This window comes from Sanguibacter antarcticus, assembly GCF_002564005.1.
Taxonomy (GTDB): domain Bacteria; phylum Actinomycetota; class Actinomycetes; order Actinomycetales; family Cellulomonadaceae; genus Sanguibacter; species Sanguibacter antarcticus.
In genome coordinates, this window is sequence record NZ_PDJG01000001.1 from 2,005,764 (window position 1) to 2,030,281 (window position 24,518).

Annotated in this window: 25 protein-coding genes; 7 read left to right on the forward strand and 18 right to left on the reverse strand. The window is 70.1% G+C overall.

What is annotated here, in order from left to right; all coding sequences use genetic code 11:
* Nucleotide 1: 1 nt before the first annotated feature.
* The 7 genes from ptsP to ATL42_RS09145 form a co-directional block, all read right to left on the reverse strand.
* Entirely contained in the window at nt 2–1,675 is a 1,674-nt protein-coding gene (gene ptsP, locus ATL42_RS09115; RefSeq protein WP_098455068.1) for a phosphoenolpyruvate--protein phosphotransferase, read from the reverse strand.
* Nucleotides 1,672–1,944, reverse strand: coding sequence for an HPr family phosphocarrier protein (locus ATL42_RS09120; RefSeq protein WP_098455069.1), 273 nt, complete (start codon nt 1,942–1,944; stop codon nt 1,672–1,674). Before ATL42_RS09120 ends, ptsP begins: the two co-directional genes overlap by 4 nt.
* Before the next feature lie 165 nt (nt 1,945–2,109).
* Nucleotides 2,110–3,084, reverse strand: coding sequence for a 1-phosphofructokinase family hexose kinase (locus ATL42_RS09125; RefSeq protein WP_098455070.1), 975 nt, complete (start codon nt 3,082–3,084; stop codon nt 2,110–2,112).
* Nucleotides 3,081–3,842 carry a DeoR/GlpR family DNA-binding transcription regulator gene (locus ATL42_RS09130; protein ID WP_098455071.1) on the reverse strand — a complete coding sequence of 254 codons (762 nt, stop codon included), beginning with the start codon at nt 3,840–3,842 and terminating at the stop codon, nt 3,081–3,083. Before ATL42_RS09130 ends, ATL42_RS09125 begins: the two co-directional genes overlap by 4 nt.
* A gap of 208 nt (nt 3,843–4,050) precedes the next feature.
* Entirely contained in the window at nt 4,051–5,679 is a 1,629-nt protein-coding gene (locus ATL42_RS09135) for a succinic semialdehyde dehydrogenase (protein WP_098456469.1), read from the reverse strand.
* Between the two features lie 67 nt (nt 5,680–5,746).
* A complete protein-coding gene (locus tag ATL42_RS09140) occupies nt 5,747–6,205 on the reverse strand; it encodes a GNAT family acetyltransferase (RefSeq protein ID WP_098455072.1) in 459 nt (152 codons plus the stop codon).
* On the reverse strand, nt 6,202–7,326 hold the full coding sequence (locus ATL42_RS09145) for a GuaB3 family IMP dehydrogenase-related protein (protein ID WP_098455073.1): 1,125 nt from the start codon (nt 7,324–7,326) through the stop codon (nt 6,202–6,204). The genes ATL42_RS09140 and ATL42_RS09145 overlap by 4 nt, the downstream gene beginning before the upstream one ends.
* Nucleotides 7,327–7,488: 162 nt before the next feature.
* Between ATL42_RS09145 and ATL42_RS09150 the strand changes: the two genes are divergently transcribed.
* Nucleotides 7,489–8,235, forward strand: a complete 747-nt coding sequence (locus ATL42_RS09150) for an exonuclease domain-containing protein (protein WP_098455074.1) — start codon at nt 7,489–7,491, stop codon at nt 8,233–8,235.
* On the opposite strand, the gene ATL42_RS09155 is transcribed toward ATL42_RS09150, so the two are convergent.
* From ATL42_RS09155 to ATL42_RS09165, 3 genes are read right to left on the reverse strand one after another with little or no spacing between them, the layout of a single operon-like run.
* On the reverse strand, nt 8,177–9,163 hold the full coding sequence (locus tag ATL42_RS09155; protein WP_098455075.1) for a pseudouridine synthase: 987 nt from the start codon (nt 9,161–9,163) through the stop codon (nt 8,177–8,179). The genes ATL42_RS09150 and ATL42_RS09155 overlap by 59 nt on opposite strands.
* 31 nt (nt 9,164–9,194) lie before the next feature.
* A complete protein-coding gene (gene guaB / locus ATL42_RS09160) occupies nt 9,195–10,718 on the reverse strand; it encodes an IMP dehydrogenase (RefSeq protein WP_098455076.1) in 1,524 nt (507 codons plus the stop codon).
* 48 nt (nt 10,719–10,766) lie between these two features.
* On the reverse strand, nt 10,767–11,927 hold the full coding sequence (locus ATL42_RS09165; protein WP_098455077.1) for a MerR family transcriptional regulator: 1,161 nt from the start codon (nt 11,925–11,927) through the stop codon (nt 10,767–10,769).
* A 312-nt stretch (nt 11,928–12,239) separates the two neighbouring features.
* Here ATL42_RS09165 and ATL42_RS09170 point away from each other — a divergent pair, with 312 nt between their 5' ends.
* Nucleotides 12,240–12,542, forward strand: a complete 303-nt coding sequence (locus tag ATL42_RS09170) for a WhiB family transcriptional regulator (protein WP_098455078.1) — start codon at nt 12,240–12,242, stop codon at nt 12,540–12,542.
* Nucleotides 12,543–12,651: 109 nt separating this feature from the next.
* Here ATL42_RS09170 and groES read toward each other — a convergent pair whose 3' ends face one another.
* The 3 genes from groES to ATL42_RS09185 all read right to left on the reverse strand — a co-directional run bounded on the left by groES (nt 12,652) and on the right by ATL42_RS09185 (nt 14,828).
* Entirely contained in the window at nt 12,652–12,945 is a 294-nt protein-coding gene (gene groES / locus ATL42_RS09175; protein ID WP_098455079.1) for a co-chaperone GroES, read from the reverse strand.
* Between the two features lie 188 nt (nt 12,946–13,133).
* On the reverse strand, nt 13,134–14,036 hold the full coding sequence (locus ATL42_RS09180) for a substrate-binding domain-containing protein (protein WP_098455080.1): 903 nt from the start codon (nt 14,034–14,036) through the stop codon (nt 13,134–13,136).
* Nucleotides 14,037–14,213: 177 nt separating this feature from the next.
* Nucleotides 14,214–14,828: a DUF1684 domain-containing protein gene (locus ATL42_RS09185; RefSeq protein WP_098456470.1), complete on the reverse strand. Its 615-nt coding sequence runs from the start codon at nt 14,826–14,828 to the stop codon at nt 14,214–14,216.
* A 257-nt stretch (nt 14,829–15,085) separates the two neighbouring features.
* Here ATL42_RS09185 and ATL42_RS09190 point away from each other — a divergent pair, with 257 nt between their 5' ends.
* From ATL42_RS09190 to ATL42_RS09210, 5 genes are all read left to right on the forward strand, one after another.
* The gene (locus tag ATL42_RS09190; RefSeq protein WP_098455081.1) at nt 15,086–16,111 is read left to right on the forward strand and encodes an NYN domain-containing protein; all 1,026 of its coding nucleotides are present in this window, start codon (nt 15,086–15,088) and stop codon (nt 16,109–16,111) included.
* A 69-nt stretch (nt 16,112–16,180) separates the two neighbouring features.
* Nucleotides 16,181–17,446, forward strand: a complete 1,266-nt coding sequence (locus ATL42_RS09195) for a THUMP-like domain-containing protein (RefSeq protein WP_098455082.1) — start codon at nt 16,181–16,183, stop codon at nt 17,444–17,446.
* A gap of 2 nt (nt 17,447–17,448) precedes the next feature.
* A complete protein-coding gene (locus ATL42_RS09200; RefSeq protein WP_098456471.1) occupies nt 17,449–18,585 on the forward strand; it encodes a glutamate--cysteine ligase in 1,137 nt (378 codons plus the stop codon).
* Between the two features lie 91 nt (nt 18,586–18,676).
* A complete protein-coding gene (locus ATL42_RS09205; RefSeq protein ID WP_098455083.1) occupies nt 18,677–19,036 on the forward strand; it encodes a PadR family transcriptional regulator in 360 nt (119 codons plus the stop codon).
* Nucleotides 19,033–19,557, forward strand: coding sequence for a hypothetical protein (locus tag ATL42_RS09210; protein ID WP_098455084.1), 525 nt, complete (start codon nt 19,033–19,035; stop codon nt 19,555–19,557). The genes ATL42_RS09205 and ATL42_RS09210 overlap by 4 nt, the downstream gene beginning before the upstream one ends.
* Here the strand turns inward: ATL42_RS09210 and ATL42_RS09215 are convergent.
* Genes ATL42_RS09215 through tsaB form a run of 5 tightly spaced genes read right to left on the reverse strand, consistent with a single transcriptional unit; the run spans nt 19,554 to nt 24,518 of the window.
* Nucleotides 19,554–21,260 (reverse strand): glycoside hydrolase family 3 N-terminal domain-containing protein, encoded by a 1,707-nt coding sequence (locus tag ATL42_RS09215; RefSeq protein WP_098456472.1) that lies wholly within the window; start codon nt 21,258–21,260, stop codon nt 19,554–19,556. The two genes, ATL42_RS09210 and ATL42_RS09215, sit on opposite strands and share 4 nt — an antisense overlap.
* Before the next feature lie 37 nt (nt 21,261–21,297).
* Complete coding sequence (gene tsaD, locus ATL42_RS09220) at nt 21,298–22,341, reverse strand: tRNA (adenosine(37)-N6)-threonylcarbamoyltransferase complex transferase subunit TsaD (RefSeq protein WP_098455085.1); 1,044 nt, start codon at nt 22,339–22,341, stop codon at nt 21,298–21,300.
* 4 nt (nt 22,342–22,345) lie between these two features.
* Nucleotides 22,346–23,260, reverse strand: coding sequence for a sulfurtransferase (locus ATL42_RS09225; RefSeq protein ID WP_098455086.1), 915 nt, complete (start codon nt 23,258–23,260; stop codon nt 22,346–22,348).
* On the reverse strand, nt 23,257–23,814 hold the full coding sequence (rimI, locus tag ATL42_RS09230; protein WP_098455087.1) for a ribosomal protein S18-alanine N-acetyltransferase: 558 nt from the start codon (nt 23,812–23,814) through the stop codon (nt 23,257–23,259). The genes ATL42_RS09225 and rimI overlap by 4 nt, the downstream gene beginning before the upstream one ends.
* Nucleotides 23,811–24,518, reverse strand: a complete 708-nt coding sequence (tsaB, locus tag ATL42_RS09235) for a tRNA (adenosine(37)-N6)-threonylcarbamoyltransferase complex dimerization subunit type 1 TsaB (protein ID WP_098455088.1) — start codon at nt 24,516–24,518, stop codon at nt 23,811–23,813. Before tsaB ends, rimI begins: the two co-directional genes overlap by 4 nt.

A 24,518-nucleotide genomic window follows, 5' to 3' on the forward strand; every position in this document is an offset into this window, starting at 1 on the left:
GCTAGAGGGCTAGCACCTGGACGACCTCGGGGCGCAGTGCTGCGACTGCTGCTGCGCGCGCTGCGTCGGCAGTGTCCGCTCCCAGCGCCGCACGAGCGACCGCCTGCGCCTGCTCACGCGTGTGCTGAGCGATCGCGTACCGGACGGTCGGCACGGCTGCAGGCGCCATGGACAACGAGGTCACTCCGAGCCCCGTGAGCACCACGGCCATCACCGGGTCGGACGCGGACTCTCCGCACACCCCAGCAGGCTTGCCGGTCCGCTCCCCCGCTGCGGCGGTGGCCGCCACGAGATCGAGGACTGCCGGCTGCCAGAGGCTGATGAGGTCCGAGAGCTCGCCGCACAGACGATCGGTCGCCATGACGTACTGGGCGAGGTCGTTCGTCCCCATGGACACGAAGTCGACCTCGGCAAGGATCGCTTCAGCCCGCAGGGCTGCCGCAGGCACCTCGACCATGACGCCGACCGTGCGGATGCCGTGGCGTCGTGCCGCCGCAGCGAAGTCGCGGGCCTCACCGACAGTAGCGATCATCGGTGCCATGACCCACGGCTCGACCCCGGTAGCTTCTTGCGCGTCGGCCAGAGCGCCGAGCTGTGTCTCGAGAAGCTCCGGGGCGGTGCGCACGAGGCGGTAGCCGCGGATGCCGAGCGCGGGGTTCTCCTCGTCCGGCTGCGTCGCGAACGCGAGGGGCTTGTCTGCACCGGCGTCGAGCGTCCGGACGACGAGCTTGCGTCCACCGAGCGAGGTGAGCACGCGCGTGTAGACCGCGGCCTGCTCCTCCCTGGTCGGGGCGGTGGCCCGTCCGAGGAAGAGGACCTCGGTCCGGAAGAGCCCGACCCCTTCGACCGAGCCGACGGCCAGGCGGTCGGCGTCCTCGGCGGTACCGATGTTCGCCAGCAGGTTGACGGGGTGCCCGTCGGCTGTGGCGCCTGCCGAGGTGTCTTCAGCGAGCTGCCGAGCCACGCGCGCCCGCTCGGCGAAGGCCGCTGCGGTCGCCTCGCTCGGGTTCGGTTCCACGGTTCCGGCCGCAGCGTCGACAGCGACGACCGTGCCTTCTGCAAGGTCCATCGCACCGGCCACCCGCACCACGCACGGGATCGCGAGCTGCCCGGCGATGATCGCCGTGTGGCTCGTCGTTCCGCCGCGCTCGGTGACGATCGCGAGGACGCAGCGCAGGTCGAGCGCCGCGGTGTCGGCAGGAGCGAGGTCGTCAGCGACGACGACCGAGGGCTCCGTGAGCACCGGCACACCAGGGGCCGGCGTCCCGAGGACGAGAGCCGCGACCCGGTCGCGGACGCTGCGCAGGTCGGTCACGCGTTCGGCGAGCATGCCGCCTGCCTTCGTGAACATGTCGGCGAACCCGCCGATCACGGCGTCGAGGGCGGTCACGGGAGGCTCACCGTCGCGTACACGGGCGAGCGTCTGCTTGCGCAGAGCCGGGTCCTGCGCCATCTGTGCCGTCGCTTCGAGGACGGAGACTGCGGCGCCCTGGGCCGTGGCTGCCTGCGCCAAGAGCCCGGCAGCGACGTCGTCGAACGCCTGCTCGACACGCTGCGCGGTCTCGTCACGGTCGGCCGGCACCGCCTCGTTCGTCGGTGCAGCAGGCGCGGGGCTCACCCGGACGACCGGGCCGATGACCCCGGCTCGCCCGACCCCGGCTCCCTGCAGCGTCACGACGCTTCGTCCAGGTTGCGACCGAGAAGGGCGGCGAGCTCGTCGAGCACGCGGTCCGCCTCGTCGCCGTCGGCCTCGAGGGTCACCTCGTCGCCGTGCGGCACGCCGAGCGACATGACGAGCAGGATGCTCGAGGCATCGACGGGCGAGTTCCCGCCGTGAGCGATCGTGACGTCGATCCCGGACTCCGTGACGGCCTGGGTGAAGAGCGAGGCGGGCCGGGCGTGGAGACCGGACGTCGAGGCAACTGCGACTGTTCGTGTGGACATGAGATCTTCCTTGATCGTCGGACTGGACAAGCTGGGACGTGGAGCACCGAGAGGGCTGTGCGGCCTGCTGGCCGCGACTCAGATCAGATAATCACGCGCACACGGTGCATCTCTGGAACCTGCCCGGCCCCGTCAGCAGAGAGACAGATCGGCGATGTGCTCATGTCACAGCTCCTTCAGGGTGAGGTGGCGAGACGGGTTGGTCGTGCTGGCCACGGGACCGAGGTCGATGTCGCTCGGGAGAGGGGCCGCGCTGCCAGGGAGGAGCACTGCGGCTCGTCCCCAGGCGACGGCGGTGCGCAGCGCACGGGACGGCTCGCTGTGCGCTGCGAAGGATGCGCTGAGGTAGCCCGCGAGAGTCGTGTCTCCGGCACCGACGGTCGAGAGCGGCACGAGCTCCGGACCGCCGGCCCACCACGAGTCTTCTGCGGCCACGAGGAGCGCGCCGTGCGCACCGAGCGAGACGAGCACCTCGTCGATCCCGTTCGCCATGACCTCGCGCGCGGCGTCGAGGACGTCCCCGACGGTCACGAGCTCTCGTCCGACGAGCTCAGCGAGCTCGTCGTCGTTCGGCTTGACCAGCGCAAGGCCTCCTGCGGCGACAGCTGCGGTCAAGGGCGTCCCGGAGGTGTCGAGCACGGTGCGGGCGCCGTAGTGTGCGCTGCGCAGCGCGACCTCGGTGTAGAAGCTGTCCTCTGCCCCCTGCGGAAGGCTTCCCGCACCGACGACGAGGGCCTCGTGACCGGCTGCGCGGGCGGCGCTCAGCTCGTCGTCGAGCGCCGAGAGCAGCTGCTCGAGCGCCTCAGCCGTGAGCGCAGCGCCAGCAGCGTTGATCTTCGTCGTGATGCCAGCGGCGTCGACGAGCGTGATGTTGCCGCGCGTCTCTCCGTCGATCGTCACCGGACGCACCTGGATGGACAGTGCACGCAGCTCGTCGACGAGGCGCGCTCCGTCCGCGCCTCCGGCGGGGAAGACAGCGATGCTCGGGACGCCGTTCGCGGCGAGCGCACGGGTGACGTTGATGCCCTTGCCGCCCGCGTCGACGTGCGTCGAGTGCGCCCGGTTGATGTGTCCGAGGACGATCGAGTCGGCCTCGAACGTGCGATCGAGGCTCGGGTTGGGGGTGACAGTGATGATCATGCTGTGAGCACCGCCAGTCCTGCGTGCTCGAGCTCGGCGTGGAGCTCGGTGTCGAGGCCCGAGTCGGTGATGAGCAGGTCGACCTCGTCGAGTCCCGCGACCTTGGCGAAGTCGGACCGTCCGACCTTCGTGTGGTCCGCCAGCACGACGACGCGCCTGGCTGCTCGGACCAGCGCCCGTTTGACGGCGGCCTCCCCGAGGTCGGGGGTGGTCACGCCCCGCTCGGGGGTGATGCCGTTCGTGCCGAGGAACACCACGTCGGCCTGGATGTCGGACAGCGCGCGCTCGGCCCACGGTCCGACCGCCGCGAGCGTGCGGCCGCGCACGGTGCCACCGATGAGGTGGAGGACGATGTTCACGCGACCGGCGAGGACCGTGGCGATCGGGAGCGAGCTGGTGACGACCTGCAGCTCGCGGTCGTTGGGAAGCATCTCGGCGAGACGGACGGTCGTGGTCCCGGCGTCGAGGACGATGGTGCCGCCGTCGGGGACCTCGTGGAGGGCCAGGGCTGCGATGCGCAGCTTCTCGGGAGCCAGCATCCCTTCTTTGTCAGCGATGCCGGGCTCGATCCCGAGCCGTTCGACAGGGATCGCGCCGCCGTGCACCCGGCGCAGGAGGCCCTGGCGCTCGAGGACGGACAGGTCGCGTCGGATCGTCTCGGGGGTGACCGCGAGCACGAGCGCGAGCTCACTGACGTCGGCCCGCCCGGCGGATCGCGCGACCGTGAGTATCTCCTGGTGTCTTTCGGGTGCGTACATGCTCAACCCCATCGTTGCTCCGAGTCGCCATCAACTCGAATGTCTGTATGGACTTGTCTACGCCCGTTTGTGTCCGAATGCAAGTGGGGTTGCGAGGATCCATCTTCGAACGGCGATCAATCGTCCGGACAAGCACACCAAATGCCACAGCTACCGGGGACCTCGTTCCCGGTACGGGCACGAACGGGCAGCGACCGCGGGCCCTCTCTCAGCGAGCCCGGACGCTCTTGAGCAACCGGAGCGACGACGTGAGGAGCCGTTGACCCCGGCCGTCGTCGAGCGCGAAGAGCGCGTCCAGCGTCAGGCCGGAGCTCGTCCCGCGCTGGACCGCCACCGTCTGCGCCTCCGTGAAGGCGAGGATCCCGTCGCTGCCGTGGCGTCGACCGAGCCCGGAAGCCTTCATGCCGCCCATCGGGGCCGCGACCGAGCCCCACGCGGCGGCATACCCGTCGTTGACGTTCACGGTCCCGGCCCGCACCGCGGCCGCGATCCGTCGACCTCTGCCGAGATCGCGCGTCCAGACGCTCGCGTTGAGCCCGAACTCCGTCTCGTTCATGACGGCGACCGCCTCGGCGTCGTTCGCGACGCGCTCCACCGTGACCACCGGTCCGAACGTCTCTTCCTGCACGCACAGGGCGTGCGGGGGCACCTGGTCGAGCACGGTGGGCGCATAGAAGAGCGAGCCGATGTCGGAGCGATGGACCCCGCCCGCGAGGATGCGTGCGCCCCGAGCGATCGCGTCGTCGACGTGCGTCTGGACGCGGGCGAGCTGCGCAGGCGTCGTCAGGCACCCGACGTCCGCGGAGAAGTCCATGGCCCCGGACAGCCGCAGCGACCTGACGCGCTCGAGGAACGCGTCGAGAAACGCGTCAGCGACCGCCTCGTGCAGGACGAGGCGCTCCACGGACATGCAGAGCTGGCCGGTGTTGCCGAAGCATGCGCGCACCGCGCCTGCCGCCGCGACCGGGACGTCAGCGTCCTCGGCCACGTACAGGGGGTTCTTGCCACCCAGCTCGAGCGTCGCTCCGACAAGGCGTTCGCCGGCACGTGCCGCGATGCGCCGTCCCACAGCGGTCGACCCGGTGAACGCCACATGGTCGACCTCGTCGACGAGCGCCGCACCGATCTCACCGCCACCGACGACCACCTGGAGCACGTCGTCGGGCAACCCTGCCTCAGAGAGCGCCGCAGCGGCCCAGAGCGCCGTGAGCGAAGTCTGCGGATCCGGCTTCAGCACTACGGCGTTGCCGGCCACGAGCGCTGGCAGGACGTCCGCCATGGCAAGCGTCAGAGGATAGTTCCACGGCGCGATGACACCCACGACACCCACAGGCCTGCGATGGACCACGGCCTGGGTGAGCAGCGGAAGCATCCCGCGCACACCGTGCGCCCGGAGGTACGCGGGTGCCCGGACACCGTAGTGCCGGGTCACCTGGGCGATGTCCGCGATCTCCTCGAACGCGTTGGCACGTGTCTTGCCCGACTCGAGCTGGATGAGATCGAGCACCGCGGACTGCCGGTCCAGGACGATGTCGTGGAAGCGCAGAAGGACCGCCGCACGCTCGCGCACGGGGCGTGCCGCCCACCGCGTCTGAGCATCACGAGCACGGTCGACCGCGCGGGCGACGTCGAGCACAGAGGAGAGCGGGAGGTCGGCGAGCGGCGCCCCGGTGAACGGCGCGAGGCTGCGGTGCGTGCCTGCGTCGTGCGAGGTCACGACGTGCGCAAGGAGCGGCGCGACGACCTCGGGTTCGAGGAGGAAGGTGGCCCGGGGGTCGTTCTCCGGGTCGATGAGGCCGTCGACGGCCGGGCCGTCGGATCCTGAGCTGCTCGACATACGGGCAGAGTACGCGCTGGCGACGACGCCCTGCACCCCGGGGACGCTCGCGACAGGTCGAACCTCGCTACGCCAGCCGGCGACCCAGGACGACGCACTCTGCGTCGCTGTACCCCAGCGCGGTGTAGAAGCCCTGGACCGCGGCGTTCGCCTCACGGACCATGAGCTGCGCCTTCTCCGCCCCCTGCGCCGCGAGCCAGGCCTCCGCCGCGACGACGAGCATCCGTCCCAGACCCGCGCCACGGGCGGGCTCGTCGACCGCGAGGTAGTAGAGCCAGCCGCGGTGGCCGTCAAAACCGGCCATCACGGAGCCGACCGGGGTCCGCAGCGCGTCGGTGTCCCCCCGTGCTCCCGGGCGCACGACGAGGATCGTCGCGGTGGGGGTGGACCGAGCGTTGTGGATGTCCTGGTACGGGTCGTTCCACGGTCGGACGAGACCGCTCGAGCGCCACAGGGAGACGACGGTCTCGACGTCGCAGTCGCTGATCTCGTCGACCTCGAAGCCGCCACGCGGCTCCGACGTCATCGAGGCTGGTAGGGCGAGACGACGACCTCGACGCGCTGGAACTCCTTGAGGTCGGAGTAGCCGGTCGTCGCCATGGCACGCTTGAGCGCTCCGACGAGGTTGAGCGTCCCGTCCGCCTGGCGTCCAGGGCCGAAGAGGATCTCCTGGAGGCTTCCGGCGGTGCCGACGTGGACCCGCTCGCCACGCGGGAGCTCGCGGTGGTGGGCCTCAGACCCCCAGTGCCACCCGTTGCCCGGAGCCTCCTGCGCGCGAGCGAGAGCGGCGCCGACCATCACGGCGTCTGCGCCGCAGGCGACCGCCTTGACCAGGTCTCCAGCTCGGCCCACCCCGCCGTCCGCGATGACGTGGACGTAGCGTCCGCCCGACTCGTCGAGGTAGTCGCGACGAGCCGCTGCGACGTCGGCGACAGCGGTCGCCATGGGCGCGTGGATGCCCAGCGAGATCCGCGTCGTGTGAGCGGCGCCTCCGCCGAACCCGACGAGCACCCCGGCCGCGCCCGTGCGCATGAGGTGGAGCGACGCGGTGTAGGTGGAGGCACCGCCGACCACCACCGGGACGTCGAGCTCGTAGATGAACCGCTTGAGGTTGAGGGGTTCTGCGTTGGCGGACACGTGCTCGGCCGAGACCGTGGTGCCGCGGATGAAGAACAGGTCGACACCGGCGTCGATGACGGTCTGCGAGAACTCCTGGGTCCGCTGAGGAGACAGCGCACCAGCGACCGTGACGCCTGCGTCGCGGATCTCCTTGAGCCTCTGCGTGATGAGCTCGGGCTGGATGGGAGCCGAGTAGATCTCCTGCATCCGCCGTGTCGCGACCTCAGGAGAGAGGTGGGCGATCTCGGCGAGCAGGCTCGTCGGGTCGTCGTAGCGAGTCCACAGACCTTCGAGGTCGAGCACGCCGAGCCCGCCGTGCTGGCCGAGAGCCACCGCGGTCGCGGGGCTCATGACCGAGTCCATGGGGGCCGCGACGATCGGGAGGTCGAAGTGGTACGCGTCGATCTGCCAGTCGACGGAGACGTCCTCCGGGTCGCGGGTTCGCCGCGAAGGCACCACCGCGATGTCGTCGAAGGAATAGGCACGCCGTCCGCGCTTGCCCCGGCCGATCTCGATCTCGTTGCTCACTGGTCCAGGTTACCGTCCCTGCACGCTGCCCGTTCCACGGTGCCGGGACGAGCACCGCCGCAGACGCTCGTGCGCCGAGTGTCGGTGGTCGCTGCGATGCTCGTACCGTGGCCGCCCGACGGCCGCGGCAGACAGCACAGACACAGGTCAGGAGCGCACGCGATGACATGGACCACAGGTCCCCTGCTCGGATTCGACACGGAGACGACAGGTGTCGACGTGACCCAGGACCGCATCGTCTCTGCGGCGCTGGTGCGCCGAGAGGCTGGCACGACGGTGGCGCGCACCTGGCTGATCGACCCGGGCGTGCCGATCCCCGACGAGGCCGCCGCGATCCACGGCATCACCACCGAGCACGCCCGCGCGTCCGGCGAGCAGCCTGCACAGGCGCTCGAAGCCATCGCTGCCGAGCTTGCGCTCGCGCTCCTGGACGGTGTCCCGGTCGTCGCCTTCAACGCGACGTTCGACCTGTGCATCCTCGATGCTGAGCTCGCACGCCACGGACTGCCGCTGCTCGCCGACCGCATCGGCCGCGAGGTCGCCCCGGTGATCGACCCGTTGGTCCTCGACCGCGCTGTCGACCGCTATCGCCGCGGGAAGCGCAAGCTCGTCGACCTCTGTGGTGTGTACGCGGTCGCCGACTCGGGCAACCTCCACACGGCCGACGTCGACGTCGTCGCGACGCTCGACGTCCTCGCCGCCATGACGCTGCGGCACCCCGAGCTCGCCGAGCTCGACCTCCTGGCCCTGCACGCCTACCAGGCCGCTGCGCACCGCACGTGGGCCGAGAACTTCAACGCGTGGCGGGAGAAGCAGGGGATGACCGGGCCGGGTGCGGGCCTGAGCTGGCTCAGCGGTCACCAGCAGACTGCTCGGGAGGCACCCACGCAGCCAGCTCGCGTCGACTGACGAACTCTCGTCGACGGCCCGTGACCGGGTCGTCGAACGCGAGCGACCGTGCCAAGAGCTGTACCGGCGCCGCGTAGTCGTCGGGGGCGACGTCGTAGAAGCTCGGGTAGAAGTTGTCGTTGAGGATCGGGCTGCCGATCGAGGCCATGTGCAACCTCAGCTGGTGGATCTTTCCCGTGCGCGGGTACAGCCGAAAGCGTCGGAGGACCCCCTGCACGGGATCGGTGCACTGGTCGAGCATCTCGATCCGCGTCTCGGTGTTCGGCTCCCCCGAGACGATCTCGGCCTGCAGCACGCCTCGCTCCTTGACGACCCGGTTGCGCACCACGTGCGGGAGACCGACGTCAGGCTGCCCCGCAGAGACGGCCTCGTAGGTCTTGACGACGCGTCGTCGCGCGAAGAGCTCCTGGTACCGGCCGCGGACCTCCCGGCGCTTCGTGAGCACGAGAACCCCCGCGGTCACCCGATCCAGCCGGTGCGCCGGACTGATCTCAGACAGTCCGGTCGCCCGGCGGAGCCGCACGACGACGGACTCGACCACATAGGCGCCTCGCGGCATGGTGGCGAGGAAGTGCGGCTTGTCGACGACGAGGAGGTCGTCGTCTTCGTGGAGCACGTCGATCTCGAACGGGACGCGGCTCTCGACCGGCGGGTCCCTGTACAGGCTGACCGCGCCTCCGGGGACGAACGGTGTGGTCTCGTCGACGGGCTGCCCCCGGTCGTCGACGACCTCGCGTCCTGCGACCTTCTCCCGGAGCCGGGACTCGTCCGCCGGGAACCGCGCGACGAGATAGTCCAGCACCGTGAGCCACACCGTGTGCTCGTCCGTGCCCGGCACGTGGCCAGGCCCGGAGGTCACGCCACGCTGCGGCAGCTGCAGGCGCACCGGGTTGAGCCCGTCGCGCACGGGCAGTGGCGGAGTCCGCACCCGGTGCCCCCTCGCAGTCTCTCCTGCGTGCTCAGCGACCGGTGTAGTTCGGAGCCTCGACGGTCATCTGGATGTCGTGCGGGTGCGACTCTTTGAGCCCGGCCGGCGTGATGCGGACGAACTTCCCGCGCTCCTGCAGCTGCGGGATCGTGTGCGCACCGACGTAGAACATCGACTGGTGCAGCCCACCGATGAGCTGGTGCGCGACGGCACCGAGCGGACCGCGGTACGGAACCTGTCCCTCGATGCCCTCAGGCACGATCTTGTCGTCGCTCGACACGTCCGCCTGGAAGTACCGGTCCTTGGAGTAGGACGCCTTCTTGCCGCGCGACGCCATGGCTCCGATCGATCCCATGCCGCGATAGAGCTTGAACTGCTTGCCGTTGACGAAGACGAGGTCGCCGGGGCTCTCGTCGCACCCTGCGAGGAGGGAGCCGAGCATGACGGTGTCCGCGCCGGCGACGAGCGCCTTGGCGATGTCGCCGGAGTACTGCAGCCCGCCGTCGCCGATGACCGGGACCCCCGCCGGCTTGCAGGCCAGCGACGCCTCGTAGATGGCGGTGACCTGCGGGACGCCGACACCGGCGACCACCCGCGTGGTGCAGATCGATCCGGGCCCGACCCCGACCTTCACGGCGTCCGCGCCTGCATCGACGAGAGCCTGCGCACCGGCGCGGGTCGCGATGTTGCCGCCGATGATCTGGACCCCGTTGAAGAACGGGTCGGCTTTGAGCGTGCGGATCATGTCGAGCATGAGCCTCGCGTGACCGTTGGCGGTGTCGGCCACGAGAACATCGACGCCGACCTCAGCCAGAGCGCGCGCACGCTCGAGCGCATCGCCGAAGAAGCCGATGGCTGCACCGACGATGAGACGGCCCTCGCCGTCCTTCGTGGCGTCGGGGTACTGCTCGGACTTGACGAAGTCCTTGACGGTGATGAGCCCGCACAGGCGTCCAGCGTCGTCGACCAGGGGAAGCTTCTCGATCTTGTTCTTGCCGAGGAGCGCGGCGGCGTCCTCACGGGAGATGCCGACCGGCCCGGTGACGAGGGGCATCGGCGTCATCTCGTCGCGCACCCGTCGCACCGCGAAGGCCGAGGGCGGCACGAACCGGAGGTCGCGGTTGGTGATGATGCCGAGGAGGATGCCCTGCTCGTCGACGACGGGCAGACCAGAGACGCGGTACTGGCCGCAGAGCGCATCGAGCTCGGCGAGCGTCGCGTCCGGCCCGACGGTCACGGGGTCGGTGATCATGCCCGACTCGGAGCGCTTGACGAGGTCCACCTGCTGGGCCTGCGCCTCGATGGAGAGGTTGCGGTGGAGGATCCCGATGCCACCGTGGCGGGCCATGGCGATCGCCATGCGCGCTTCGGTCACCGTGTCCATCGCGGCCGAGAGGAGCGGCACAGCGACGCTGATCTCACGGGTGAGACGAGCTGTCGTGTCGACCTCGCTCGGGATGACGTCCGTCTCGTTGGGCAAGAGCAAGACATCGTCGTAGGTGAGGCCGGTAAATCCGAAGGGGTCGTGGGACTGCGTGCTGCTCGACTCTCTCATGTGGGGAGTCTACGCATCGCGCTGACCGCTCGTCGGGCAGCGGCTGAGCTACCTCGAGATCGCGAGGACCTCGTGCAAGAGGCCGTGGAAGCTCCGCACCCGGCTGACGTTCGCTGCGAGCGGCAGGTCTGCCGCGGCATCGTCGCTGCTGAGTCCGACAAAGATCGGGAGGTCGGGCTGTGCGTCGTGCAGCGCGTGGACGATGCCGAGCTCGGGGCGTGTGAGCGACGTCACGAGGACGGTGGCGACCGGGCGGACCATGGTCACCAGCTCCATCGCTCGGTGCGCGTTCGACGGACCGGTGACGACACGCGCAGTGACCCCTTGCGCGACGAGCGCCGCGCCGAGCGCGTGCATCGCGAGCGGCTGCGGGTCGTCCACCGCCGAGAACAGCAGGACGATCTTGCGCATCCGGCTGGGGTGCGAGGCGCTCCCGCCGGACTCGACGTCGGCGCGTGCCTCGCGTTCCCGGATGAAGTCACCGAGGACCGTGAGCGTGGCGCTGGCGAGAAGGACCTCGGGAGCCTCGCCAGGCTTGGCGAGGACGGTGCGTGCCGAGAGCCTGCGCACGGTCGGCTCGACGAGCGTGGTCCACCACTCGGCGGGGTCTTGGTCTGCCTCGAGCGTCAAGAGCCGGACGCACGTGGAGAGGTTTCCTCGCAGCACGGCGTCCACGATGTCCGAGGACGTGATCTCCGGTGTCGCGACGGGGGCGGCGAGGCGGAGCGCAGGACGCTCCGGGGTGTCTGTGCGCACCGGGCGCAGCGGCGCGACCCCGGCGATCCCTGGCACAGCCCCTCTGGGGTCAGGCTTCTGCGGCTCGACTTCGATCCCGGCCGGGGTGTCGTGACCCGGTTGCGCCTCGGAGTCGGCGAGGGCGAGCGACTCGCGCAGCTCGGCCTCGACACGCTCTCTGGTGGTCGAGCTGAGGTCGAGAGCGAGAGCGGAGCGGGCGGCGTCCACGGGAGCGACTCCGTCGAGGGCGAGGCGCCGCATGACCATGAGACGCGCTACGTCGTCGTCGGAATACCTGCGGTGAGCGCCGGCAGAGTGCTCGGACGGGCCGAGCCCGTAGCGCCGGTCCCAGGTTCGCAGGGTGGCAGGAGCGACTCCGAGCCGGCGCGCCACGACGGCGACCGCGAGCCCCGGAGAGGTCGCCCCTGACTCCGCGCCGGTGTGCGGGTCATCGAGCGGTCGCACATTCGTCATGGGTTGATTGTGCCGAGACTGAGAGGCGAGTGCCACCTGAGTCCAGGACTTCGACCACTGCCCGGTTGTTCGAAGGTTGTTCACATACGGCCGGAATGTCAATTGCTGAACAACCCGACACTTTAGGACATAGCGTGCGGATCGGCCTGAACGTTGACGCTTTGACGACCGAGAGTCGGTGAAGCGCTTTGAAACTGTATCGATCCACCGGGTTGAACAACCCTTGAAACGGTTGTAGGTTGGGCGCAGCACAGAACGCGTCACAGTGAATCAGCACCCGGTGAAGCACCCGATCGATCGAAGGATGGAACGATGACTGAACTCTCGAGGCTCCCCGGACCCGTCATGGACCTCTGGGAATGGCAGTACCAGGGCGCATGCCGCGAGGTCGACGACACGCTCTTCTTCCACCCCGAGGGCGAGCGCGGAGCGGCGCGTCGCCGCCGCGCCGAGGCCGCGAAGGCCATCTGCAACGGGTGCCCCGTGATGATGGAGTGCCGCGAGCAGTCGCTGGCAGTCCGCGAGCCCTACGGCGTATGGGGCGGGTTGAGCGAGGACGAGCGGTCCGCCGCTCTCGCAGGCACCGCACGAACAGCACTTCGGAAGGTCGGCTGAACCTCCCCTCACTGGGAAGCGCGCCCACCGGGTCGCAGCTGCACGACGAGAGAGGCCCCGCAACCACATGGTTGCGGGGCCTCTCTCGTCGTGCAGCTGATCGAGACGATCAGGCGATGACCGCGAGCACGTCGCGAGCCGAGAGGATGAGGAACTCCTCACCGTCGTACTTCACCTCGGTGCCGCCGTACTTGCTGTAGATGACCTTGTCGCCGACAGAGACGTCGAGCGGGACGCGGTTGCCGTTGTCGTCGATGCGACCGGGGCCGACAGCCAGGACCTCGCCCTCCTGGGGCTTCTCCTTGGCGGTGTCAGGGATAACAAGACCGGAGGGCGTCGTGAGCTCGACTTCGAGAGCCTTGACGACGATCCGATCCTCGAGCGGCTTGATGGAGACCGACACGCGGACCTCCCCTTTCGCAGAGTGATCAGGACAGTTCGGGTGGGGCCGCGCCTCGCTCGATCGCCGTCGCGGGGGTCGATCAGGTGTGGTGCGGAACCACTGCCAAATCTATGCCGCCATTAGCACTCGGTCAAGGCGAGTGCTAGACCTCGACCCAGGAACCTCCCGCGAGCGTCGCCTCCTCTGCATCAGTCAGCGATCATGTTGCTGCGCTGCGACAGGTCGAACCCGGTCAGAGCCACTCGGGAGAAGGCGTCGAGGGACGCTGTCCTGGCCTCGAGGTCCGACCCCTCGGGGACGGTCCCGTCGGTGGCATAGGCGTCGTACACGTCGGGGTCCATGAGCTGGCTGGTCCGGTCTGCGGACCAGTTGTCGATCTTCCACCCGTCCTCCTGGACGACCGTGTACGACTGGTCACCCCAGACCACCCGAAGGATCTCCTCCCCCTCCGAGATCAACGACTGCACGATCTCGTACCGGTACTCGACGACCACGTCACCGTCGCTGCCGCCGTCCATGACGGTCTCGAGGTCGAGCTGACGCACCGAGAGACGAACACCGTCGTACGGAGCGGGAGCGAAGCCTGGCTCCTCGTCCATCCATCCGTCCGAGCTCGTGTTCGCACTCGAGTCAGTGCCTGATCGCGTCTCGTCGGTGATGGGAGCGCGGGCGTTCTCGGTGTAGCTCGGAAGGACGGTCTCCGTCCAGGCCTCCCGTGCGGTGTCGCTGGAGTCGTAGAGCATCGGGCCGTCGAAACCATTCTCGATGATGAAGGTCGTCGTGAAGTCGACTGCTCCGCGAAGGTCCTCTGCCGTGAGCGAGCTCCCGCTCGCCTTGGTGAGGTCGACGGCGAGAAGCGGGCTGTCCGGCGAGAGGACGGCACCGCTGTAGGTGCCGTGCTCGTCCGTCTCGTCCGGGCCGGCGATGATCCCGAGCTCCGCGTTCAGGCTGCCCGTCAGGCTGTCCGCACGAGCGGCCGCGGGCGTCGCATCCTGCGTGGGCGCAGCGGCCGGAGCGTCGGTCTCGGGCGACGCGCAGGACGCGAGAACGACGGTCAGGGCGAGTGCGGACGTCAGGGCGATGCGCTTCATGGGGCTCCAAGCAGTCTCGAACCGTAAGGCCAGGCTTGGGCACCTGGATCATCACGGGAGGATGAACGGTTGAGATGTCCATCTTAGTAAGAATGCCCGTGTGAATAACGGAGGCACGAGGGTGAAGGACGAGAGCCAGACAGGCGCACACGCCCTCCACACCGCCAGCCGTCCCGGTCAGGTGGTCGCGACGAGCGACGCGCCCGGGACGCGCTCCCCGACCGGGAGCACCTCGGCGAGCGTGTTGTCCGGCGGCGCGAGCGGGCAGGCCCATGCCGGGTCGTAGGCGCACGACGGGTTGTACGCGAAGTTGAGGTCGATGACCAGCCTGCCGTCCGCGGACGGTCCAAGGTCGGCGCCCTTGATCGTGTCGAGGAGATACCGCCCTCCCCCGTACGTCCCGCCGGCCCGTCCCGCGCTCGCGTCCTTGACGGGGACGAACAGGCCGCCACCGTACGAGCGCAGCGCCCAGAGCCCGAGCGAGCCCAGGCCCTCGAGCTCCACCCTCCCGATCCGCTCGAACGGCACCACGCCGTCGGTGCCGGTCGGGACGTCGAGGCGCCCTGCCGGCGCTGGGAGGACCTCGACCTCGAAGCGGTACGCCGGGTCGTAGGCCGCGACCTCGAGCCCGGTGAAGGACGTCTGAGCGTCCGGCCCCAGCGGAGATGCCGGGTGGGTCGCGAAGAGGTCGTCGCGGTCCCGCACCCAGGCCGCGCGGGCGGCGACCGGGTCGTCGAGCGCGATCGACCGGACCCGCGCATACGAGGCGGCCGTCCGTCGACGCCAGTCCATGACGTCGAGCACCGTGCGTGCTGCGTGCCCCGTCTGCGTTGCTTCTGCTCCCGTGTCCACAGGGTCGTCCTCCGTCGTCTGGGCCGACTGGTCGACCACCGGCGCCGGTCCGGCCTCTCCCGACGTGGTGTGATGTGACATGAAGCGGGGCAGCCAGCCGCAGCGTCCGCCGTCGCGCGCCGCCCCGCCACATCATTTCTCACCGCACGCATCCCCGCCGATCGGCGGGCCGACGAACGAGACGAGTCAGGATCCCGATGAGTGAGCCGTCCGACGCACGCGTAGCCGTCTACATCGACTTCGACAACATCATCATCTCCCGCTACGACCAGATCCACGGTCGCGGTTCCTTCCACAAGCACAAGGCGAAGAACCTCGTCGTGCAGCCTCCGGACACGGCTGCCGACGTGCGGCACCGCCTCCTCGAGGCGACGGTCGACATCGATGCTGTCCTCGACTTCGCCTCGTCGCTCGGCACCGTCGCGATCAGCCGCGCCTATGCCGACTGGTCGGTCCCCGTCAACGCGAGCTACCGCTCTCAGCTCGTCGACCGCGCCGTCGACCTCACCCAGCTGTTCCCGACCGTCGCGTCGATGAAGAACGGCGCGGACATCCGGCTCGCGATCGACGTGATCGAAGACCTCTTCCGGGTCCCGGACCTCACGCACGTCGTCATCGTGGCAGGCGACTCCGACTACATCGCGCTCGCGCAGCGCAGCAAGCGGCTCGGACGCTACGTCGTCGGCATCGGCGTCGCGGGTGCGACGAGCGCATCCCTCGCCGCTGCCTGCGACGAGTTCATGGACTACGACGCGCTGCCGGGGACAGCCGAGGACTCGCTCGTCGAGGAGCCGCCGGCACCGGTCGTGGAGCGTGCCCCCAAGACCCGCACCCGAGCGGCTCGGACCACCGAGGACAAGGCCGCGTCGAACGATGCTCCTGAGCCCGCAGCCCCGTCGCGCGCACCGGAGCAGACCGGCACGACCGAGGCACCGGCCGCGTCCCAGGGCGAGACGACGGACTCCGGCGTCCCGATCCCGAAGCGTGGACCGAGCGGGCTGCTCGTCCGCGCGCTGCGCCTCGGGCACGCCAAGGACGACGCGGAGTGGCTGGGCACGGGCGCGGTGAAGAACCACATGCTCCGGATGGACCCCACCTTCAACGAGAAGGCGCTCGGCTACCGGACCTTCACCGAGTTCCTGCGGTCCAGAGGCTCGTTCGTCGAGGTCGACGAGACGGGGACAGCCCGCAAGGTCAAGCTGCGCGCGGCCTTCCACCCCTAGCCCGACGCACCGTCGGCAGGCCCCGGGGGTCGCGGGTCGCGGTCGAGGCAACCGTGAAAGGATCACGGCATGGATTCCTCCGCGCTCGCGAAGCTGCTCGACCCGGACGGTTGGGCGCTGCTCAACGCGATGCCGCCGTATGACGAGAAGCTGGCGATGGTGCTCTCCGAGCGGCTGCGCGCGAAGGGCCTCGACCCTGAGCTGGTGGCGCTCGTCCTCACGCAGTCTCGGTTGCGCGGCAAGGCGCACAGCAAGTTCGGCGAGTTCGCGGACGGGATGCTCTTCACGCCGGCGGGGCTCGAGCAGGCGACCCGGCTCGTCGTGGCTGCGCGGCACGCTCAACGGTACGTCGCTGCGGGGATCGAGCAGGTCGTCGACCTCACGAGCGGCGTCGGTGCAGACGCCATGGCTTTTGCCGGCATGGGCCTCAAGGTCCTCGCGACCGAGATCGACGAGGTCACCGCGGCGATCGCGACGGTGAACCTGCGTGCGTTCCCCGAGGCTGTCGTCCGGTACGGCGACGGCCTCGGGCTCGACCTCGTCGCCGAGGGGCTCGCTGGCCCGACAACCGGGATCTACGCAGACCCCGCACGCCGGACCCGGTCGGGCAAGCGGATCTTCGACCCCAAGGCGTACGCGCCCGCGCTCGACGACGTGTGGGCGCTGCGCGCCGTGGTCCCCGCGGTCGGCATCAAGGTGGGCCCGGGGATCCCCCACGAGGGCCTCCCCGAGGACTGCGAGGCGCAGTGGGTCTCCGTCGACGGCGACGTCGTCGAGGCCGGGCTGTGGTTCGGCCCGTTGGCCCCGGACGGCCACGGGCGCACCGCGCTCCTCCTGCGCACCACCGGTGGGCGCTCCGACGCGCGGACCTTCCGCAGCGACCGCGCGCCCGGCGCCACGGAGGGCCTGCCTCCGGAGTGTGTCGACGGTGTCGCGGGGGTCGGTGGGTATCTCTACGAACCGGACGGCGCGGTCATCCGGGCAGGCCTCGTCGCCGACGCCTCACGCGTCCTCGGCGGGCGGCTCCTCGACCGCACGATCGCCTACGTGACGACCGACACGCCACACGCCGAGACGCACGACGTGCCGCTGGCCACCGGGTACCGCATCCTGGACGTCATGCCCTTCAGTCTCAAGCGCCTGCGCACCTACCTCCGCGAGCGGGACATCGGCCGGCTGACCATCAAGAAGCGTGGCACCGCCGTCACACCCGAGCACCTGCGAGGCCAGCTCGGCCTCAAAGGCACGCAAGAGGCGACGATCGTGCTGACGCGGGTCGCCGGCTCCCAGCAGATCCTCGTGGTCGAGCCCCTCGACCGTCCCGGGAGAGAGTGACGATGCACCTGCCCTTCGCGCACTCCGAACGATCGTCCGTCGGCATCGAGTGGGAGCTCGCGCTGGTCGACAAGGACTCGGGCGACCTGCGCCAGGTCGCGCAGACGATCCTCGACGCCGTCGCGCCCGCCGACGGGTCCCAGCACCCGCACATCCGTCAGGAGCTCCTCCTCAACACCGTCGAGGTCGTCTCGGGCGTGTGCCGCACGGTCCGCGAGGCGGGAGACGACCTCGAGCGCAGCATCGAGGAGATCCGCACGCTCACCGACCCGCTGCGGGTCGAGCTCATGTCCTCGGGCACGCACCCGTTCGCCCGGTGGACGCAGCAGAAGGTCACCGACAAGCAGCGCTATGCCACCCTCATCGACCGGACGCAGTGGTGGGGCCGGCAGATGCTCATCTACGGCGTCCACGTCCACGTCGGCATCGAGGATCGCGCCAAGGTCCTGCCGATCTCTCGCGCGATGCTCACGTACTTCGGTCAGCTGCAGTCCTTGTCCGCGTCAAGCCCGTTCTGGGGCGGCAAAGACACGGGGTACGCGTCCAACCGGGCGCTCATGTTCCAGCAGCTGCCGACCGCAGGCCTCGGGTTCCAGTTCGAGGAGTGGGACCAGCTCGAGGCGTACGTCGCTGACATGCTCCACACCGGTGTGATCGACCAGTTCGACGAGGTGCGGTGGGACCTGCGGCCGTCGCCGCGGTTCGGCACGCTGGAGACCAGGATCTGCGACGGCGCATCGAATATCACCGAGGTTCTCGCCCTGGCTGCGCTCAACCACTGCCTCGTGGAGCACCTGTCCACGATGCTCGACGAGGGCAAGGAGCTCCCGTCGATCCCTCCGTGGTTCGCCCAGGAGAACAAGTGGCGCTCCGCGCGGTACGGGATGGATGCCATCCTCATCCTCGACCGAGCAGGGAACGAGGAGCTCGTCACCGACTCCATCACGCAGTTGCTGACGGAGCTGGAGCCGGTCGCCGCTCGCCTCGGGTGCCTCGAGGAGCTCGACAGCGTGCGCACGATCATGCGGCGCGGCGCGGGCTACCAGCGTCAGCGCGCCGTCGCCCGACGCAACGGCGGCGAGCTCGGTGCGGTCGTCGCCTCGTTGGTCGCGGAGATGCGGGCGGGCAAGCCGCTCTAGGCTGCGCGGGCTCGGGGCGCGCCTGCATGCGTCGCCGCTCTCTACGCACTACTACTTGGCTATACCTACTACCAGGTATAGCCTGTGTCCTGTGAACGAGATCGCACGTGACCCCCAGCTGCTCAAGGGCATCCTTCCGACCCTGGTCCTCGCTGCGCTCACCCGCCACGAGTCGTACGGGTACGAGCTCGTCACGCGGCTGCAGGACGCGGGGCTCACCGAGATCGCACCAGGAACCGTCTACCCGGTGCTCGCCCGGCTCGAACGGGACGGCGACCTCGAGGCACGCCTCGTCGCCTCGCCGTCCGGTCCGGCACGCAAGTACTACAGCCCCACGCCCGCAGGCCGCACACGTCTCGCCGAGGGCACCCTCGCCTGGGATGCGCTCGCCCGCGTCGTGCAGACGATGACATCAGCCACCGACCCGACCACCGACGGAGACGACAGATGACCACCTCCCCCGACCGCACGCGTGCATCGGACGTCCTGCGCCGGGAGGCGTGTCTGGCGCACCTCTCGCTCTTTATGGACGACCTGCCACGCGCCCGACGCCGGTCGATCTACCGGGACCTGCGGGCAGAGCTCACCGCCGCCGCGCGCGAGGACGGCATGACCCGAGCAGTCCGGGACCTGGGCCCGGTCGCCGTCCTCGCCCACGGGTTCCGCGAGGCCGAGGGACGGCCCTTGCCGCACTGGATGCACGGCGCGATCGCGGCGAGCGTCCTGGCGGTCACCTGGGTCCTCACCACGCTGACCTACATGCTCGGCATCCTCGACGCGTCGTGGTCCGCAGCGGCAGACCCCGCGACGCCCGTGACGACCGGCTCGTACCTGTGGAACGACTTCACGGTCCGCACGTCCGGCGACGCTCTCTCCGTCGAGAGCAACGGCCTCGGCTTCCTCGTGATGCTCGTGGCCTGCTGGGTCGTCGCGTTCGTCGTCGCGCGCGGGTGGCGCGCCTGGACCCGCTAGCAGCCCGTACCGACCGGGTACGCACCGACTGCGACGGGCAGGTGGCCGAGTGCAGGTTGATGCCCTCGCAGCACGGCGACGAGGGTGTCCAGCGTCCCTGCGTCCCTGCCGTAGGCCGCGATCTTCACCGGTGCGTTCGAGGTCTCAAGGACGTATGGCACGTCAAGGGCGACAGCCACGTCGCCCCCGAGCGCCGTGGTCGTACCGGTGACGAGCCGTACCTCCGAGTCTGCCGCCGCTCCAGGGGCCGCGACGACGAGCCCGCCGCGCTCCGCTGCCGCCGCAAAGGCCTCCTGAACGGCAGACCCGCCCCCGACGAGCCGGATCCGGTCACCCACGAGCGAACCGGTGCACTGTCCGGTGAGGACCGTCACGGCAGCGTCGCTCAGGGCACGTGCGGCAGAGCCCGCAGACCCGATCGTCCCCGGCCCGACAGGTGTGGTGTCCTGTGCCCGCGAAGCCAACGTCTCCTGCCAGCGCATCATCGTGATGACCCGCCCGGCCGCCTCGTCCAGCCGTGCCCGGGAGAGTGTGCCTGAACCCACCGCGTCGATGATCGCCTGCCGTGCGGCGACCGAGTCCACCGGGGTGAGCAGCAGGTCAGCCCCCGCTGCCAACGCCTCGACCGAGGCCTGGCCCGGCGCACGGCCAGCAGTGACCCCGCCCATGTCGAGGCCGTCGGTCACAGCGACACCGGTAAAGCCGAGACTCTCACGCAGATAGGCGTAAGCCGGAGCCGACAACGAGGCCGGCACCCCCGGCTGCCACGCCGTCACAGCGATGTGACCCATCATGATCATCGGCGCTCCCGTGTCGACCGCGTCGGCGAACGGGACCAGATCACGTGCCTCGAGCTCCGCCGTCGACGCCCCTTGGACAGGCAGCTCCGCGTGAGAGTCGACCGTCACGCTGCCGTGCCCAGGAAAGTGCTTGACCGCTGGCAGGATGCCCGCGTCGAGCGAGCCGGCGCTCTCCGCACCAGCGATGCGCGCGACCGCGTCGGGCGCCGAACCTGCCGATCGGGAACCGATCGTCGGGTCCGCCGGGCCGATCGTCACGTCGGCGACCGGCGCGAAGTTCATCGTGAACCCGGCCGCACGGAGCTCCGACGCCCGAGCCTCCGCGGCCTCGCGGACCACCGTCTCGTCGCCCGCAGCACCCGCCGCGGAGAACGACGGAAACTGGGTGAAGGGCAGGCCCAGCCGTTGGACGAGGCCGCCTTCCTGGTCGACCGCGACGACGACCGGCCAGGTGCGACCGTCCGCCGCGCCCGCGTCGGCGAGCTGGGCAGTCGTCGTCCGGACCTGGTCGACCCCTGTCACGTTGTCGCCGAAGAGGATCGCACCAGCGAGCCCGAGATCGGTGATCTGCGACGCGATCGCCGTCGCGTCAGGCCCCGCATAGCGCGCGACGATGACCGATCCGGCAACCCGTTCGAGCGGCAGCGCCGCGGCGTCCGCGACGCCCTGCGCCAGGTCCGCTTCGGTAGGTCCCCAGGCCAACCGGGGAGAGGATGCCGAGCCCGGCTCCTCCCCGGACGGTGTGCCCAGCCCTTCGGGAACGTCACCGTAGGGCACTGGTCGAGAACCGGGCGCAGGCGCCGCACCGACGTCGCCCTGCTCACCCCGTCCCACCACGACGAAGGCGGCGAGCCCGGCGAGAGCCGCCAGCGCGAGCGCGAGGAACCACGTACGTCGAGTCATCGTTCTGCCGAGAGCCGTCGTCATCACTCGGACGGGCTCAGATGCAGACGGTCGTCAGCGGCATGGACGAGTCCACGGGGATGTCCAGCTGTGACGGCTCGACGCCGGCCCGCACGACGGCGGAGCCGAGCGCCGCGATCATCGCCCCGTTGTCCGTACAGAACCGGATCGGTGGGATCCGCAGGGAGATCCCGGCCTCCGCACACCGAGCAGCCGCCATCTCCCGCAGCTGCGAGTTCGCGGAGAAGCCCCCACCGATGACGAGGGTGTCGATGTCGTGACGCTGGCAGGCGGCGATCGTCTTCGCCGTGAGCACGTCAGCGACCGCAGCAGCGAACGACGCCGAGACGTCGGCTACCGGGATGTCCTCGCCGTTGTCGGTCCGCGCCTCGACCCACCGGGCGACAGCCGTCTTGAGACCGGAGAACGAGAAGTCGTACATGTGCGCCGCCTGGTCCTTGGCCGCCGTGAGCCCGCGCGGGAAACGGATCGCGGTCGGGTCACCTTCGCGGGCCAGCCGGTCGATGTGCGGACCACCCGGGTACGGGAGGCCGAGGAGACGACCCACCTTGTCGAACGCTTCGCCCGCCGCGTCGTCGAGCGTCGAGCCCAGCTCGTCGACAGCGGTCGCGATGTCGTCGACCAGCAGGAGGGACGAGTGCCCTCCCGAGACCACGAGAGCCATGAAACGCTCGGGGAACTCGCCGTGCACCAGCTGGTCCACCGCAGCGTGCCCGACGACGTGGTTGACCCCGTAGAGCGGGCGACCGAGCGCGAGCGCGAGCGCCTTCGCAGCAGCAGCGCCGACGGTCAACGGACCGACCAGCCCCGGGCCCGCCGTGACGGCCACCGCATCGATGTCACCGAGCGACGCCCCTGCGCTCGCGAGCGCTCGTTCGATCGTCGGGACCATCGCCTCGAGGTGTGCTCGCGACGCGATCTCAGGGATGATCCCGCCGAAGCGGGCGTGCTCGTCGACGGAGCTCGCGACCTCGTCGGCGAGCAGCTCGTTGCCACGCACGAGGGCGACCCCCGTCTCGTCGCAGGAGCTCTCGATGCCAAGGACGAGTGGGGCAGACATGGCTCTAGGTTAGGCCACCCGGCTCGCTGCCGGATGCCGCCGGGCGACCGGGATCATTCGCCCACTGCGACCAGGAGCCTGGGTAGAGGGAAGCGTCGATACCGAGGCTGGCCAGCACCGCGACCTCGTGCGACGCCGTCACACCAGACCCGCAGTACGTGCCGATCCGCGGTGCCGCTCCTGGCTGCGCGGGTGCGGCGTCCGCATCGGTGATCCCGTGACCGGCGAACGCCTCGAGGAGCTCAGCAGCATCGACGAGCCGCCCGTCCGGACCGAGGCTCGCGACCGTCGGTGCGCTGAGCGCACCCGGGATGTGGCCTGCGCGAGGGTCGATCGGTTCGACGTCTCCTCGGTAGCGTTCTGCGGCCCGCGCATCGAGCAGGACCCCGGTGCGTGCGAGGTCGGCGGCAGCGTCCGCGTCGAGCACCGGCAGCTGACCTGCGCGCACCGTGATGTCCCCCTCGGCGACGACGACGTCACGCGACTCCGTCGTCCCACCACCGGCTACCCATGCGGCCAGGCCGCCGTCGAGGATGCGCACGTCGTCGTGACCGCCCCACCGGAGCAACCACCAGGCGCGCGCCGCAGACAGCCCGCCGATCGCGTCGTACACGACGACCGGTACCCGCGAGCGCACGCCCCAGCTGCGGGCCGAGTCCTGCAACGACTCGACAGACGGGAGCGGATGGCGTCCCGTCGCAGCGGTCGCCGGGCCGGAGAGCTCCGTCTCGAGGTCGACGTAGACGGCTCCGGGAACGTGTGCACCGAGGTACTGCTCGCGTCCGTCGTCCCTGCCGAGCGCCCAGCGCACGTCGAGGATCGTCACGGGCCGTCCGGAGTCGAGGATCCCGCGCAGCCCCGCGGGGCCGACGAAGACGCGGCTGCGCCGCTCGGACAGGTCGGCGAGCCGGTCGTTCATGCGTTCTCAGGCTCTCTGTCGGGGGTGGTGACGTCAGCAGTGGTGGTGGGGGCGCTCTCGTGCCCAGGGTCGGGAGCTCCTCCCCCGTGCGGAAGGTCGAGGCGCATCGTGTAGGCGTCCACGTCCTCAGGCTGGTAGTAGCGCTTGCGCACGCCCAGCCGCTCGAAGCCGAACTTCTCGTACATCGCGATCGCCGGGCCGTTGGTCACGGCGACCTCGAGGAGGACACCCTGAGCACCGAGCTCGCGCGAGCGGACTACGAGTGCCTCCAGGAGCCGGGAGCCGACGCCAGAGCCCTGGGACGCTGTTGAGACGCCGATCGTCATGATCTGGCTCAGCTCTCCGTCGAACCAGAGCCCGGCGTAGCCGACGACGTCCCCGGCGCCGACGCGGTCCTCAGGTACCGCCTCGGCGGTGATGTACCAGCGTCCGAGCGCACCGAGCTCCTCGGCGAGCATCCCGTACGACCAGGCGCTGCGACCGAACAGCTCGACCTCGAGCACGGCGACTCGGTCGAGGTCGGCTGCGCGCAGCGGTCGCACGAGGACGGTCATGTTGCGCGCTTCGACGCGGTCGGCACCTGTGCGTCGGGTCTGCGCAGGTAGAGCGGCTCCGTCGGGAGGGTCTCCCCTGCCGCGACCCTGGCGAGCGCGAGGCGGGCGAGCCATGCGGGGTCGGGCAGGCCCGGGCTCCCGTCCGGTGTGCGGGCACCGGCGAACGCCTCCGGGTACAGCTCGGTCCCCTGGCCGACGACGAGGGCGTCGCGTGCGTGGCCGTCGGCGACGACGTCGGTCGCTGCGGCGACACCGGGGCCGTCGGTCACGGTCACGGCGACCGCGCCGAGGACTCCGACCTCACCGACGGTGTAGCGGGCGTAGTAGACCTCGCGGCGACGGGCGTCCTCGACGACGAGGACGCTCGCGCCCTGGGAGAGCTCGAGCGCGTCTGCAGCCTCTGAGGCGACCGCGTCGAGGCTGGAGATGCCGTAGACCGGGATGCTCAGCGAGAACGCGAGGGTCTGGGCGGTGACGAGCCCGACGCGCAGACCGGTGAACGGAGCCGGCCCGGTCCCTACGACGATCGCCCGCAGGTCTGCTGGTTGCAGCCCCGCCTCGTCGAGGACCTCGACGATCATCGGGGCGAGGAGCTCGGCGTGCCGACGTTGCTCGACCACCCGGCGGCTCGCGAGCCGCGTGCCGAGGTTGTCGAGCAAGGCCACGGAGACCGCAGCGGACGTGTCGATCGCAAGTACTGCCAC